The 14,042-nt window shown below is 73.0% G+C and carries 11 protein-coding genes; 7 read left to right on the top strand and 4 right to left on the bottom strand.

Annotated elements, in window-relative coordinates:
* Positions 1-122: 122 nt before the first annotated feature.
* The 3 genes from ABIC30_RS02190 to ABIC30_RS02180 all read right to left on the bottom strand — a co-directional run bounded on the left by ABIC30_RS02190 (position 123) and on the right by ABIC30_RS02180 (position 5,118).
* On the bottom strand, positions 123-1,361 hold the full coding sequence (locus ABIC30_RS02190) for a glycosyltransferase (protein WP_354453778.1): 1,239 nt from the start codon (positions 1,359-1,361) through the stop codon (positions 123-125).
* Entirely contained in the window at positions 1,358-3,730 is a 2,373-nt protein-coding gene (locus ABIC30_RS02185) for a GumC family protein (protein ID WP_020091191.1), read from the bottom strand. Before ABIC30_RS02185 ends, ABIC30_RS02190 begins: the two co-directional genes overlap by 4 nt.
* Positions 3,731-3,828: 98 nt before the next feature.
* Positions 3,829-5,118: a polysaccharide biosynthesis/export family protein gene (locus ABIC30_RS02180; protein WP_020091190.1), complete on the bottom strand. Its 1,290-nt coding sequence runs from the start codon at positions 5,116-5,118 to the stop codon at positions 3,829-3,831.
* Positions 5,119-5,472: 354 nt separating this feature from the next.
* Here ABIC30_RS02180 and ABIC30_RS02175 point away from each other — a divergent pair, with 354 nt between their 5' ends.
* From ABIC30_RS02175 to ABIC30_RS02145, 7 genes are read left to right on the top strand one after another with little or no spacing between them, the layout of a single operon-like run.
* Complete coding sequence (locus ABIC30_RS02175; protein WP_026604627.1) at positions 5,473-6,021, top strand: acyltransferase; 549 nt, start codon at positions 5,473-5,475, stop codon at positions 6,019-6,021.
* A gap of 13 nt (positions 6,022-6,034) precedes the next feature.
* Positions 6,035-7,063, top strand: a complete 1,029-nt coding sequence (locus ABIC30_RS02170) for a Gfo/Idh/MocA family protein (protein ID WP_020091188.1) — start codon at positions 6,035-6,037, stop codon at positions 7,061-7,063.
* Complete coding sequence (locus tag ABIC30_RS02165) at positions 7,060-8,175, top strand: DegT/DnrJ/EryC1/StrS family aminotransferase (RefSeq protein ID WP_020091187.1); 1,116 nt, start codon at positions 7,060-7,062, stop codon at positions 8,173-8,175. Before ABIC30_RS02170 ends, ABIC30_RS02165 begins: the two co-directional genes overlap by 4 nt.
* A complete protein-coding gene (locus ABIC30_RS02160) occupies positions 8,159-9,190 on the top strand; it encodes an NAD-dependent epimerase/dehydratase family protein (RefSeq protein WP_020091186.1) in 1,032 nt (343 codons plus the stop codon). The genes ABIC30_RS02165 and ABIC30_RS02160 overlap by 17 nt, the downstream gene beginning before the upstream one ends.
* Complete coding sequence (locus ABIC30_RS02155) at positions 9,187-10,323, top strand: DegT/DnrJ/EryC1/StrS family aminotransferase (RefSeq protein ID WP_020091185.1); 1,137 nt, start codon at positions 9,187-9,189, stop codon at positions 10,321-10,323. The genes ABIC30_RS02160 and ABIC30_RS02155 overlap by 4 nt, the downstream gene beginning before the upstream one ends.
* Complete coding sequence (locus tag ABIC30_RS02150) at positions 10,320-11,120, top strand: polysaccharide deacetylase family protein (RefSeq protein ID WP_354453774.1); 801 nt, start codon at positions 10,320-10,322, stop codon at positions 11,118-11,120. The genes ABIC30_RS02155 and ABIC30_RS02150 overlap by 4 nt, the downstream gene beginning before the upstream one ends.
* Positions 11,117-12,085: a glycosyltransferase family 2 protein gene (locus ABIC30_RS02145; protein ID WP_234081764.1), complete on the top strand. Its 969-nt coding sequence runs from the start codon at positions 11,117-11,119 to the stop codon at positions 12,083-12,085. Before ABIC30_RS02150 ends, ABIC30_RS02145 begins: the two co-directional genes overlap by 4 nt.
* A 261-nt stretch (positions 12,086-12,346) precedes the next feature.
* On the opposite strand, the gene ABIC30_RS02140 is transcribed toward ABIC30_RS02145, so the two are convergent.
* The gene (locus tag ABIC30_RS02140) at positions 12,347-14,035 is read right to left on the bottom strand and encodes a glycosyltransferase (RefSeq protein WP_354453772.1); all 1,689 of its coding nucleotides are present in this window, start codon (positions 14,033-14,035) and stop codon (positions 12,347-12,349) included.
* Positions 14,036-14,042 lie beyond the last annotated feature (7 nt).

Below are 14,042 nucleotides of genomic sequence, written 5' to 3'. Positions count from 1 at the left end.
CGCCCCCCGGCGGCCCCGCTCCCGCGCGCCCTCCGCGTCTGGTTTCGGGTGGGGGTTTTGCGGTGCGCGCCCCCCCCACCCCCCCCCCCCCCCCCCGCCCCCCCCCCCCCCCCCCCACGGCTCTAGTCCAGCCGGACCAGGAGATCGTGCATGCCGCCGACATCGACGAACGTGCCGAGGTCGCGGCCGAGCAGGCCGGCATGTCGCTCCGCGTAGGCCTCCGGCGTGAGCGTCCGCAGGAACGCCGTCACCGAATCGGCGAGCGGCTCGGGAAACGCCCAGCCCAGGCGCTCCGACACCGCGTAGCGTCCGGTCGCCGTCGCGGCGCGCGCCAGCGTCAGGGCGCCGCACAGGCCGCCCTCGTAGAGCCGGTTCGGCAGTAGCCAGTCCGAATTCAGTCCATCATCGAGGTAATCGACGGCCCAACTAAAGTGGATCCCGCTGTAGATCTCCGGAAGGTCGCGGGGATTGGCGTAGGGGCCGCGGAACGACATGTTCGGCCGGCCGTCCAGCGTGTCCGCCAGGGCGCGCGGGGCGATGTCCTCCTCGGAGAGGCGCCCGGCCAGGACGATCCGCACCGAGTCGCCGAGGGCGTCCGCGATGGCGGCGAGGATCGTCAGGCTCCGGCGGCAGCGCAGCGTCCCGAACCAGCCGATCACCCAGGGCGGTTCCGCCGTCCGGGTGCGGTCGAGCCGGGTCGTCACCTCGCCGAGGCGGTGGCCCATGACCTTGTTCTCGAGGAGGTGCCACGCGCCGGCGAAGCCCTGGACCGGCCGGAAGTACCGGTCGATGAAGTCCGGGGCACTGACGACGAGGAGGTCGCTGCGGCCGAGGATCCAGCGCTCGACCGCGCGGGCGATCCGTCCCGGCGCGTCCGGCCGCACCATCAGACGCTGGATGTCCAGCACCTCGTAGACGAGGCGCGCGCGGCTCCCGGCGAGGCGCGCCGCGGTCCAGGCCACGAGGGCCATGTCGAGGTTGCGCACGTAGATCACGTCCGCCCCGCGCAGGTCGCGCCGGCGGCGCAGCGCCCGGGCGATGCCGACGGCGAGGCGCGGCAGGCGGCGGGCGTAGTTGCGGTCGACGGTCAGGCCGAGGGGGACGATGTCGTCGGCCACCGGGGCCTCGGCCGGCACCGCGCCGGGGCGGTCCCGCTCGAAGGCGTACACGATGACCGACCACCCGGCGTCCCGGATGGCGTCGACCCGCTTCCGGACCGTGGGCTCGGCCCGGTCGTGCCCGAAGAAGGCGACGCGGCGGCCGCGCGGGGTCGCGGAAACCGCGAAGGCCGGGGTCGGGGCGGCCCGGGCCGGCACGAAGGCCGCCACCCGGTCGAGACCTTCGGCGCGCGGGCCGGTCACGAGGCTGCCTGGGTCGCGCCGCGGGCGCTGCGCCGGGCCGCGGTCCAGCGGCTCAGCGCGCCGCGGAATCCGCCGCGCCGGACCGTCTGGCCGTCGTTGGTCTTGTTGAGCACGACGCCCAGGACGGTGCTGCCGCTCGACTCGAGATCGTGCACGGCGGCGGCGACGTCGTCGATGCTGGTCCGGCCCGCCTCCACCACGATGATCAGGCCGTCGAGCGTGTCGAGGAGCGGCCGGAGCGTGGGGAGCTCGTCCACCGGGGGCAGGTCGACGACGACGCGGTCGAGGGCGGGGCGGTCGAGGGCGGGGCGTCCGTCCCCCAGCACCGCGGCGACGCCCTCCGCGGTCATCAGATCGCTGAAATGGGGATCGTTCGGGTGGCGGTTGCCGCAGGCGAGCAGGCGGACCTCGCCGGGCTGGGGGCGGACCGCCTCGGTGGCGCCGCAGCGGCCGGCGAGCACGTCGAGGAGGCCGCGCTGCTCGGTGGCCTGGCTGAGCCGCGAGAGCGTCCCCTGCCGGACGTCGGCGTCGATCATCAGCACCCGCCCGGAGCTCGCGCGGGCGCGGGCGAGGAGCTGGCCGAGATTGCTCGCGAACAGGGTCTTGCCCGCGCCGGCCCCCACGGACGTGACGCCGATCGCGAAGACCGGGCCGCGGCGGTCGCTGCCCAGGACGTGGGCCTTGAGGCTGTGCAGGCGCTCGACGAACACCGATTGCGGCATGAACCGCACGGCGCTCGCCCGGAACGCCTCGATGCTGGCCGGACGCTGCGCCTCGTTGGCGTGGGCCTGCGCCAGGGCGAGCGCCGCCCGGAAGCCGGGCTCGCGCCGCAGCTCGGGGAGGGCGGCGAGGCAGGTCAGGCCGTGGCCGGTCAGCTGCCGGGGCGTGCGGATCGTCCGGTCGAACCAGTGCCGCGCGAAGGCGCCGCTCACGCCGAACCCGGTGCCGACCAGGAGGCCGAGCAGCATGATCAGGCTGCCGCGGGGCGCGCTCGGGGATTCCGGCACGGTCGCGGGCGTGATCACGTGGGCGGAGGGCTGCGGATAGGATTGCTGGTTGACGGCGTCGATGTAGCGCTGGAGCAGGTTGGTGTAGATCTGGTCGTAGGTCTCGGCGGTGCGGTCGAGCTCCCGCGCCTTGACGCGGGCGTTGCTCATGATCAGCGTCTTCGAGATCAGGGCGTCGAAGGCCGCCGTCATGCTGTCCTCGCGGGCCTTGGCGACCTCGAAATCGTGGTCGAGGGACACGGCGAGGCGCTCGAGCTCGGTGCGCAGCGACTGCTTGGCCGCCAGGATGTCCCGCTGGATCGCCTGGACCGCCTCGTGGTCGGGGCCGAGGCGGCGCTTCAGGTCGTCGGCGCGCTGCACGAGGTCGACGTACTGCCGGCGCAGCTGGATGATGACGCTGTCCTTGAACGCCTCGGTGATCCCCGGATCGGCGATGTCGGAATCGAGGAGCCCGCGGATCTGATCGCGCACCGCGCGGGCGTCGACGGTCTTGGACCGGGCTGCGGCCACCGCGGTGTTGAGCTCCTCGACCTGCTGCTCGCCCACGAGGCCGCGCTTGCCCAGGTCGATGATGGTGTGCTCGGCCTTGTAGGTCTGGGCCTCGCGCGAGGCCTGGCTGGCGCGCTGCTGGAGTTCCTTCAGGCGCGGCAGCATCCACTCGCCGGCGACCTTCCAGACCTGGGCCCGGTTCTCCAGCTCGGTGCTGACATAGGCCCCGGCCACCGCGTTCGCGACAGCGGCCGCCGTGGCGGGATTGTCCGCGCTGTAGCCGACCTCGATCACGTAGGCGGCGCCGATGCGGCTGGCCTCGACGTTCTCGCGCAGCGTTCGCGCCTGGCGCAGGTCCGGGCTGACGGGGGCGGGTTCCTGGACCGGCCGCTCGGCCCCGATCAGCCGGAGGGGCAGCGCCTTGGCGGCCTTCACGAACTCCCGGACCTTCGCGACGAGCGGGTGCGTCGGCGCCGCCAGATCCTTCAGAGCCGACTCGTCGAGCCGGTGCACGGCGGCGAGCGCGATCTTCTCCGAGCGGATGTACTCGACCTGGCTCTCGACCTCGGCGATCTCGAGCGGCGTCCCGGCATTGGGCGTGTCGCGGGCCGTCACCGGGCTGGAGCGGCTCTCGATGTAGACGCGGGCCCGGGCCGTGAAGATGGCCGGCGCCGTCGCGACGTAGATCCCGGCGCAGACCAGCCCGACGGCGGCGAAGGCCAGGATCGACCGCCAGTTCTGCCGCGCGATGGTCAGGATCGAGACCTGGGACTCCGTCTCGGGCGAGAAGGGCTGGCCGCGCCAGGCTCCGGTCCCACCGGGGCGGGTCGCACCGATCGGCAGGAAGGACGCGCTGGTCGAGTGTCGGTTCATGGATCTCTCCTCACCGCGGCGGTCACCGCCTCGGGGCGCTATCCGTCAAAGGGGACGCCGGCTCGGCCCGATGGGCGCGTCGAGCCGGGGCGGGTGGGTCAGTTCTGGCCGGCCCCGTCGCCGACGCCCCGCATGGCGGGATCCGGCTTGAGCGCGATCTCCACGACGTCGCCCGGCAGCAGCTCCGTGTCCTCGGCGGCGTCGATCTGCGTCTTGGCCGGTCCGCTCTGCCGGAAGACCGCGATCGCCGCCTGCGCGCGGCTTCCGGACAGGAGCTGCGCCCGGAGGGCGCCGGTATAGACCAGCTTGTCGTTGATGCTGTTCAGGCGCGACCGGTACGTCGCCAGGTTGTTCTCCGCGACCTGGAGCTTCTCCAGGGCGTCCATGGCCTGCACGTCGTCGACCCGCTCGAGCTTGCGGGCGACGTCGCTCTTGTCGCGCTCGAGCTGGGTGAGCTGGACCGTCGTCTGCAGCGCGCGGGTCGAGGAGAGCAGGACGGCGCGCCGCGCGTCGGTCAGCCGGGTCGTGACCACGGCGCCGCGCTGGAAGAGCGCCCGCACGGTGTCGTAATCCTCGGCGTCGGCGGTGACGCCCTCCTTCTCCTTGACCTGCTGATCGCTGAGGCTGGTGAACTGCGTCTGCGTCCGGTTGAGGGAGCGCTGCAGATGGTCCTTCTCCTTGGCGATGTCGGTCATCTGTACCCGGAGCTGCTGCTCGGCGAGCTTCTGCGCCGGGGTCGCGCGGCTGCCCGGGGCGACGTCCGCCGGCGGCGGGGACTTGTCGCCCCGCGACGCGGCGACGACCGCCTTCAGGCGCCAGATCGTGGCGGATTCCCGCTGGATGCTCGCCCAGGTGCTGTCGTACTCGGCGCGCAGGTTCGCCGTCTCGACGACGGGGTTCTCCATCCTGAACCGCAGGAGGTTGTAGCCGCCCGCCAGGGCGATGGCCTGCCGCACGGTCATGCCCGGATGGAACGGGTGCTCGCCCTGCTTGGTCACGTCGCCGCTCAGGTAGACCGGCTGGTACTTCGAGATCCGCACCCCGATCTCGTCGGGCTCGAGCACGGCGATCGATTCCTTGCCCTCGGAGTTGCGCTGCCGCACCGCCTTGGCGGGCAGCGACTTCTGCAGGCTCTGGCGCAGCTCCGCGACGGTGAGCCCGGCGGCCGGGACGTCCCCGAGCAGCGGGACCATGACGGTGCCGTCGGTGGAGACCGTCGCCTCCTGCTTGAAGGTCGGGATGCTGAGGGCCGTGACCTCGATCGTGTCGCCGGGCCCGATGCGGTACTCCGCGGCCGCCGGCAGCGCCGACAGGGCGAGCAGGCACGCCGCGAGACCGGCGCGGCCGGCGCGGGCGGTGGCGCGGGTTGCCGCGGTCTTCGTCGACATCTTCGACACGCATCGTCCCCTTAAGGCTCGCCCTCGGAACCCGGGCGCGGCGGTCGAGCGGCAGGACCGCGCCGGCCTCACGGGCTCATGAGGGCTGAGACGGCATGATGCGTAACGGCCGAGCCAGCCGGGACTCCTCCAAATGGCGGGCGCGGGCATCCTTGCCGGGGCGGGGGCTTCGCCTTTCGACGTAGGCCCCCTGGCCCGAACGGTGCGCCGGGCCGGGGAGGGGTCACACCGGATGGGCGCCGTTCGCCTTTCGACGGACGAACCGCATCGAAAGCCTGGGTTCCCGGCCGTCCGCAGCTCTGTGCAGTTTTGACGCACAGAAGTTCGGCGGAAGGAGCGGCGGGCATGCCGATTACCGATGCAGATATTGGGGCGGATGTGGGGATCTTCTACCCGGATCTAGTCAATATTTATGGATGTCGAATCGAAAGCGGTTCGCGCATCGGCCCCTTCGTGGAGATCCAGCGCGGTAGCCGGATCGGCCCGCGCTGCAAGATCTCCTCGCACAGCTTCATCTGCGCGGGCGTCTCGATCGGGGCCGAGGTGTTCGTCGGCCACGGCGTGGTCTTCACCAACGAGCTCTACCCGGAAGCCACCAACGCGGACGGGAGCCTGAAGCGGGACGGCGAGTGGGAGCTCGTCGAGACCGTGGTCGAGGCCCGCGCCTCCATCGGCTCCAACGCAACCATCGTGGCGGGGATCACCATCGGCGAGGGCGCCCTGGTCGGCGCCGGTGCCGTCGTCACCCGGGACGTCCCGGCCTTCGCCATCGTCGCCGGATGCCCCGCGCGGGTCGTCGGCGACACCCGCACCAAGCGCGCCGAGAGCGCCGCGCGCGCCCGTTCCGTCCAGTCGCCGCGGCCCGAGCCGGCCGAGCCTCTGCAGGTTGCTTGAGGGGAATGCAGTCATGATCTCGATCGGTATCGTCGGATACGGCTACTGGGGGCCGAACCTCGCCCGGTGCACCTCGGAGAGCGAGCGCTGCCAGCTGGTGGCCATCGCCGACCAGTCGCCCGCCGCGCTCGGCCGGGCCGGCAAGCGCTACCCCGCCGTCCAGCTCCATCAGGACTGGCGCGACCTCGTGGCCGATCCCGCGATCGACGCCGTCATGGTGGCGACGCCAGTGAGCTCGCACTTCGAGATCGCCATCAACGCGCTGCGGGCCGGCAAGCACGTCTTCATCGAGAAGCCGATCACGCCCTCGGCCTTCGAGGCCCGGCTGCTGATCGAGGAGGCGGCCAAGCGCAACCTGCGGCTGATGGTGGACCACACCTTCGTCTACACGGGCGCGGTCGAGAAGATCCACGAACTCATCACGACCGACGCCATCGGCGACGTGTTCTACTACGACTCGACCCGGGTGAACCTCGGCCTGTTCCAGCGCGACGTGAACGTGATCTGGGACCTGGCGGTCCACGACCTCGCCATCCTCGACCACATCCTGGACCTCGCCCCGGTGGCGATCTCGGCGAGCGGCACCGGCCATTTCAGCGGCCGCCCCGAGAACATGGCCCACCTGACCGTCTTCTACCCGCGCGGCGTCGTCGCGCAGATCAACGTCAACTGGCTCGCGCCCGTGAAGGTGCGGCAGACGCTGATCGGCGGCAGCAAGAAGATGATCGTCTACAACGACCTCGACCCGATCGAGAAGGTCAAGGTCTACGACCGCGGCGTCACCGTCGGCGGCGGCTCGGACGACATCACCGAGCTGATGGTCTCCTACCGGACCGGCGACATGTGGTCGCCGCACCTGTCCTTCCGCGAGGCGCTGATCGTCGAGATCGAGCACTTCGCCGACTCCATCGAGAACGGCACCGCGCCCATGACCGACGGCCACAGCGGCCTGCGCGTCGTCGAGATGCTCGAAGCCGCCATGCGCTCCCTGCGCCAGAACGGCACCCCCATCGACCTCATGCCACTTGCGAGGGCCTCGTGATCCCCTTCCTCGACCTCAAGGCGCAGTACGCGGCGATCGGCGGCGACGTCGAGACCGCGGTCCTCAACGTCCTGCGCAGCGGCGACTTCGTCCTCGGCCCGGCGGTCAGCGCCTTCGAGGCGGCCTTCGCCGAAGCCTGCGGCGCCCGCCACGCGGTCGCCGTCAGCAGCGGCACCGCGGCCCTGCACCTCGCCCTCCTCGCCCTCGACATCGGTCCGGGCGACGAGGTGATCACGGTCTCGTCGACCTTCGTGGCGACGGTGGCGGCGGTGCTGTACGCCGGCGCCACTCCGGTCCTCGTCGACATCGACCCGGTCGACTGGACCATGGACCCGGCCCTGGTCGAGGCGGCGATCACGCCCCGCACCAAGGCGATCCTGCCGGTGCACCTGCACGGCCGGATGGCCGATCTCGACGCGCTCGGCGCCATCGCCCGGCGCCACGGGATCGCCCTCGTCGAGGACGCCGCCCAGGCGCATCTCGCCGAGCGCGGCGGCCGCAAGGCCGGCACGATCGGGGATCTCGGCTGCTTCAGCTTCTATCCCGGCAAGAATCTCGGGGCCTACGGCGAGGGCGGCGCCATCGTCACGGACCGGGACGACCTCGCCGAGGCGGCCCGCTGCCTGCGCGACTGGGGCCAGCAGGGCAAGTACAACCACGTCCGCCACGGCTTCAACCTGCGCATGGACGGCGTCCAGGGCGCGGTGCTGGGGGTCAAACTCCCGCACCTGGAGGGCTGGACCCGCGCCCGCCAGGCGGTGGCGGCGGAGTACGGGGCGCGGCTCGCGGGCCTCGGCCTGGAGCTTCCGGCCCCCGCCGGCCTCGACCACGTGTTCCACGTCTACGCCGTGTCGACGGCGGACCGCGAGGGGCTGCGCCAGTACCTCAACGCGGCCGGCATCGCCACCGGCATCCACTACCCCGTCCCGGTCCACCGGCAGCCCGCTTACAGCCACCTCGACGACGGTGCCGGCCGCCTGCCGGTCACCGAGCGGCTGGCCGCCCGGACCCTGTCCCTCCCGATGTTCCCCGAGATGACGTCCGCGCAGATCGACACCGTCTGCCGGGCCGTCGCCAGCTACTGCGAGGTCGCCGATGCCCAAGCTGCGTGAGGTCACCAAGGGAAGCCGGTTCAGCGGCGACCTGCGCGGGACCCGGATCCTGGTCACGGGCGGATCGGGCTTCATCGGCTCCCACATCATCGACCTTCTGGTCGAGGCCGGCTGCGACGAGATCGTGGCCATCGACAACATGATCCGCGGCCGCCCCGAGAATCTCGGGGACGCCCTCGGCTCCGGCCGCGTCCGCCTCGTCCAGGGCGACATCCGCGACCGCGCCCTGATGGACACGCTGGTCAAGGGCACCGACGTGGTGTTCCACCAGGCGGCCCTCCGGATCACGCAGTGCGCCGCGGAGCCCCGCCACGCCTTCGAGGTGATGGCCGCCGCGACCTTCAACCTGCTGGAGAGCTGCGTCGAGGCCGGCGTCGCCAAGGTCGTGATGGCCTCCTCGGCCTCGGTCTACGGGATGGCGGAGGTCTTCCCGACGACCGAGAAGCACCACCCCTACGACAACCGGACCCTGTACGGCGCCGCCAAGTCCTTCGGCGAGGGCCTCCTGCGCTCGTTCAACGACATGCACGGGCTCGACTACGTCGCGCTCCGGTACTTCAACGCCTACGGCCCGCGGATGGACCTGACCGGCCGCTACACCGAGGTCATGGTCCGCTGGATGCAGCGCCTGGCCGAGGGCCAGTCGCCGATCGTGTTCGGCGACGGCCTGCAGACCATGGACCTCGTCCATGTCCGCGACATCGCCCGGGCCAACATCCTGTCGGCGATCTCGCCGGCCACCGACGTGGTGCTCAACGTCGGCACCGGCGTCGAGACCTCGCTGGTCGACCTCGCCGGCCACCTCACCCGGATCATGGGCCGGGACGGCACGCCGCTGGTCCACGAGGCCGAGCGGGCCGTGAACCCGGTGCCCCGGCGCCTCTGCGACACGAGCCTCGCCAAGGAGCTGATCGGCTTCGAGGCGAAGATCGGGGCGGCCGAGGGCCTCGCCGACCTCGTCGCCTGGTGGCAGGACGAATCCCGCTCGGAACACCTGCGGCGGGCGCTCGCATGATCCCGATCGCCAAGCCCGAAGTCGGCGCCCCCGAGGCCGAGGCCGCCGCCGCCGTCGTCCGCTCCGGATGGCTGACCCAGGGGCCGCAGGTCGCGGCCTTCGAGACGGAGTTCGCCGCGATCGTCGGCGCGCCCCACGCCTGCGCGGTCTCGAACTGCACGACCGCGCTGCATCTCGCCCTGCTCGCCGTCGGGGTCGGCCCCGGCGACGAGGTGGTGACGGTGAGCCACAGCTTCATCGCCACCGCCAACGCCATCGCCCAGTGCGGGGCGACGCCGATCTTCGTCGACATCGACCCGGCGACCTACAACATGGCCCCGGACGCCGCCGCGGCGGCGATCACCGAGAAAACGAAGGCGATCGTCTGCGTCCACCAGATGGGCATGCCCTGCGACCTGGAGGCGATCGCCGCGATCGGGCGCCGCTCCGGCATCCCGGTGATCGAGGACGCCGCCTGCGCCATCGGCTCCGAGCGGCTCCAGGGCGACGTCTGGCGGCCGATCGGCAGCCCGGCGGGCGACATCGCCTGCTTCTCGTTCCACCCGCGCAAGGTGCTGACCACCGGCGACGGCGGCATGATCACCACCGCCAACGCCGCGTGGGACCGGACCTTCCGGCTGCTGCGCCAGCACGGGATGAGCGTCTCCGACATCGCCCGCCACGGCAGCGCCAAGGTGGTGGTCGAGGCGTACTCCATCGCGGGCTTCAACTACCGGATGACGGACGTGCAGGCGGCCATCGGCCGGGAGCAGCTGAAGCGGCTGCCCGACCTGATCGCCCGGCGCCGCGCCCTCGCCGACGGCTACCGCGCGCGGCTCGCCGATCTCCCCGGGGTGACGCCGCCGCCCGAGCCGATGGGGCTGCGCAGCAACTGGCAGAGCTACTGCGTCCGCCTCCCGGACGACGCGGACCAGCAGGCGGTCATGCAGGCGATGCTCGACCGGGGCATCGCCACCCGCCGGGGCATCATGTGCGCGCATCTGGAGCCGCCCTACGCGGAGGCGCCGCGGCGGTTCGCGCTGCCCGAATCCGAGCGGGCGCGCGACCACGCGATCCTGCTGCCGCTCTACGCGGCGATGACGGAGGCGGAGCAGGACCAGGTCGTCGACGGCCTGCGCGACGCCCTGCGATGATCCCCGCACCGGTCAAGAGCCTCGCCCGGGCGGTCGGCCTGACGCGCCCGCGCGTCGCCGCCGCACGGATGGCCTGCGAGCGCACGACGCTCGCCCTCGCCCGGATCCGGCGCCCGGCGCCGGGCGGCCGCATCCTCTGCTACCACTCGGTCGGCCAGTCGGAATGCGGCGTCAACGACGTCTCTCCCGCGCGCTTCCGCCACCAGCTCGAGCGCGCGCTCGGTCTCGGCTACCGCTTCGTGCCGGCGGCCACGATCGCCGACGGGCGCGGCGGCGCGCGGGACCTCGCCATCACCTTCGACGACGGCTGGCGCAGCGTCCTCAGCGGGGCGGCGCCGGTCCTCAGCGATCTCGGGATCCCCTGGACCCTGTTCATCGTGTCGGGCTGGCTCGACCGGCCCGAGAGCGCGCCGCCGGGTGTCCTCGGCTGGGGCGCCATCGAGGCGCTGGCCGCCAACGGGGTCGAGATCGGCAGCCATTCCGTGACCCACCCGGATTTCGGGCGCCTCAGCGCGGAAGAGGCGGCCGAGGAGCTGGAGGAATCCCGGCGCGCCATCGGGGCCCGCCTCGGCGTCCTGCCCGACTCCTTCGCGATACCCCTGGGGCAGTCTGCGAACTGGACGCGGGCGGCCGCCCACGCGGCCCGGGAGGCGGGCTACCGGATCGTCTACGCGCAGGCGGTGGAGACCCGTCCCGCCGGAACCGTGGCGCGCAGCTTCGTCACGCAGTTCGACAACGATCTCGTCTTCGGTGCCCTGCTCCGGGGCGCCTACGACGCCTGGGAGGAGTGGGTATGAACCGACCCGCGCAGCGCCGCGTCTCCGTCGTGGTGCCCACCTGCAACCGGCCCGCCTTCCTGCGCGAGGCCCTGGCGAGCATCCGCGCCCTGGAAGGCCCCGACCTCGCCTTCGAGATCATCGTCGGCGACAACGGCGCGGCGGGGCCGGCCGCCGAGGTCGCCGCCGCGTTCGGCGCGATCCACGTCCCCGTCGACCGGCCCGGCGCCGGCGCGGCCCGCAATGCCGGCCTGACCCGGGCGAGCGCGCCCTACGTGGCGTTCCTCGACGACGACGACGTCTGGCAGCCGGCGCATATCCGGGAGCATCTGCGCCTGTTCGAGGCCGATCCGGAGCTCGGGGTCGTGTTCGGGCAGATCGTCACCGCCGACCACGACCTCGTGCCGACCTACGGCCCCTGGCCGCCGGAACTTCCGTCCGACAAGGGCGCGCTGCTGCGCCGCATGCTGAGCGGCTACTTCCCGCAGATCGGGGCGACGGTGGTGCGCCGGGCCGTCGTGGACGCGATCGGCCTGTTCGACGAGGCCCTGCTCGGCGATCAGGACTGGGACTGGCAGCTGCGCGCTGTCCGCGGCCACGGCGTCGGCTTCGTCGCCGCGCCCTGCGTGCATTTCCGGCAGCGGCCGGCCGGGACCTTCGACCGCCTGATCGCCCGCCGGATCCACTTCACCCGCCTGGTCTTCCGACGCCACGCGCCGGCGCTCGGCGTCTCGCGTCTCGCGGCCCTGCGGCTCTATTTCGGGACCGTGCAGGGCTACTACGACGCTCTGCTGGACGCCACCGAGGCCCACATGGCCCGCGGCGACCGCCGCGCCGCCGCGGGGGCGTTCCTCACGGCATTCCGCCTGATGCCGCACCGGGCGATCCGGCAGGCCTTCCGGCCGACGCGCGTGCGCGCGGCCCTGCTGGCCCTGGCCACCGGGCCGGCCGCCCGGCCGCTGACCGCCGAGCCGAAGACGCGCTGAGGCCGACAAGGCTGTCGCTCCGCGGCGCGGACCCTCCCAGGGCCCGCGCCGCGGAGCGCGCTCGCGCTGTCCCTGTGGTGTTCGGCGGGCCGCCCAGGATTCCACGCGGTCCTGGCGGCTCCGCCGCCCCTGCGGCGGCGCGCGGGCCTTCGTCCCGCGGACCGGTGAGGGCTGTAGAGGCGCGGGCGGGCGACCCGGCCTCCCGCGACGCGCGCGCCGTCCGGCGTGACCGATCCGCGGCCACCCGGGCCCGGGGCGGCCTCAGGCGCCGGGGATCTGCGCTCGGAGCCGCAGCGGGCCGAACCGGTCCTTCACGTTGCGGACCAGCCATTCCGGGAGGAGAAGCCGCACCGGCTCCCAGAGGCCGGAGAAGTCGCCGGCGCGGCGCAGGGCCAGCCAGGAGGCGACGCGCTGCCGCAGCGGCAGCATGCCGATGTAGTTCTTGGTCATCTCCGACACGGGGAAGTCCGAGCCGAACATGTCCTGGTGGCGCAGGTCGGGCTCGCCGAGATGGGGCGTCTCGGCCGGGCCGGGCGCGTCGGCCTCCGGGGGCAGGCGGGGCAGGTCCAGCGCCTGCGCGTAGATCGCGTCGAGTCCCGCCAGCCAGGCGGCCGGCGCGTAGAGGCCCGCGACCGCGGCGGCGCTCTCGGCGCCCGCGGCGTCCCGCGCCGCCGCGTCGGTGATGAGCGCCGTGAGGTGGGCCTCGTAGGCGGCTTGGTCGTGGGCGACCCGGGCCGTGACGTCGAGCCCCGGATGGTTGATCGCCACGATCTCCGCCGCCGCGGGCGCCTCGAACCGCGTGACCAGCGGCAGCCCGTAGGCGGCGGCCTCCAGCATCGAGGTCGACGACACGAACGGGTAGGAATCGACGTAGATGTCGGCCGCCTCGAAGAAGACCCGCGGGTCCGACAGCTCGGGATGGGCCGTGATGCGCCCGCCGGTGGCGGCCCAGGCCCGTTCCCAGTCGGCCCGCTCGCCGGGGCCGACCACGATGAGCCGGGCCTGCGGATGTGCCGCGAGCAGGTCGACGTGGCGATCCGCGTAGGTGACCGGCCCGACGTTGCGGTACTTGGCCCCCCGGGCCACCGAGACCAGGAGGACGCTGTCCTCCGGGACGCCCAGGGCCTGCTTGGCCGCGCTGCGAGCGCGCTGGCGCTCGGGCAGGGTGATCAGGGTCGGCAGCAGGAGGCTGCGGGCCGGATCGACGCCGCGCCGCGTGACGGCGAGCCGGCGCGCGGCCTCGCGCAGGTTGATCACCGCGTGGCTGATCCGCGTCCCGATCCAGAACAGGTGGTCGGCGTGGTTGAGGAGCAGGACCGGCGGGCTCTTCGCCGGATCCGCGAAGGCGATCAGCGGGACCACGTCCTCGCAGTGGATGTGCAGGACGACGACGTCGTAGCCGCGCGCGATCTGGCGCAGCTCCCGCGCCCAGGCGAGCTTGTCGCCCTTGTGGTGGTTCAGGTGGTGGATCCCGCCGCCGCTCTCGCGCACCGCGGCGGTGATCCGCCCGTCGACCGGGCCGCGATGCTGGGTCAGGGCGACGCCGTTGACCCGGTTGCGGTCGGCGCCGATCCAGAGCGCGAGCATCTTGGTGAGGCCGCCCACCGGGGCGAGCTGCGTGCAGACGTGGAGGACGCGCCGGTACGGAGCCCCGTCGGCCCGCGCGCGGTCCGGGCCGCCGCCGTCGAGGGTCCGGCCGATCCCGGTCATCAACCGTTCGAGGCGCGGGCTCGCGAACACGCCGCAGTGCCGGTGCGCCGCCAGGGTCGCCGCGATGGCGGTCTCCACGGCCGCGCCGGCATGGTTGCCGGCCGCCGCGAGACGCTCCGCGTGCCGCACCCGGGCATCGAAGGCCGCGAAGTTCGACCGGATCCGCCCGGCGCGGGACGCCGTCCCGCCCGCGGTTTCGCCGTCGCTGTCACGGACGGGTTCAAACGCGCCTCTGACCATCACGCCC

The sequence above is a fragment of the Methylobacterium sp. 1030 genome, assembly GCF_040544715.1.
In the GTDB taxonomy this organism is placed as follows: domain Bacteria; phylum Pseudomonadota; class Alphaproteobacteria; order Rhizobiales; family Beijerinckiaceae; genus Methylobacterium.
The sequence above is the reverse complement of the archived record's forward strand: the minus strand, read 5'-3'. Positions and strand labels throughout refer to the sequence as shown.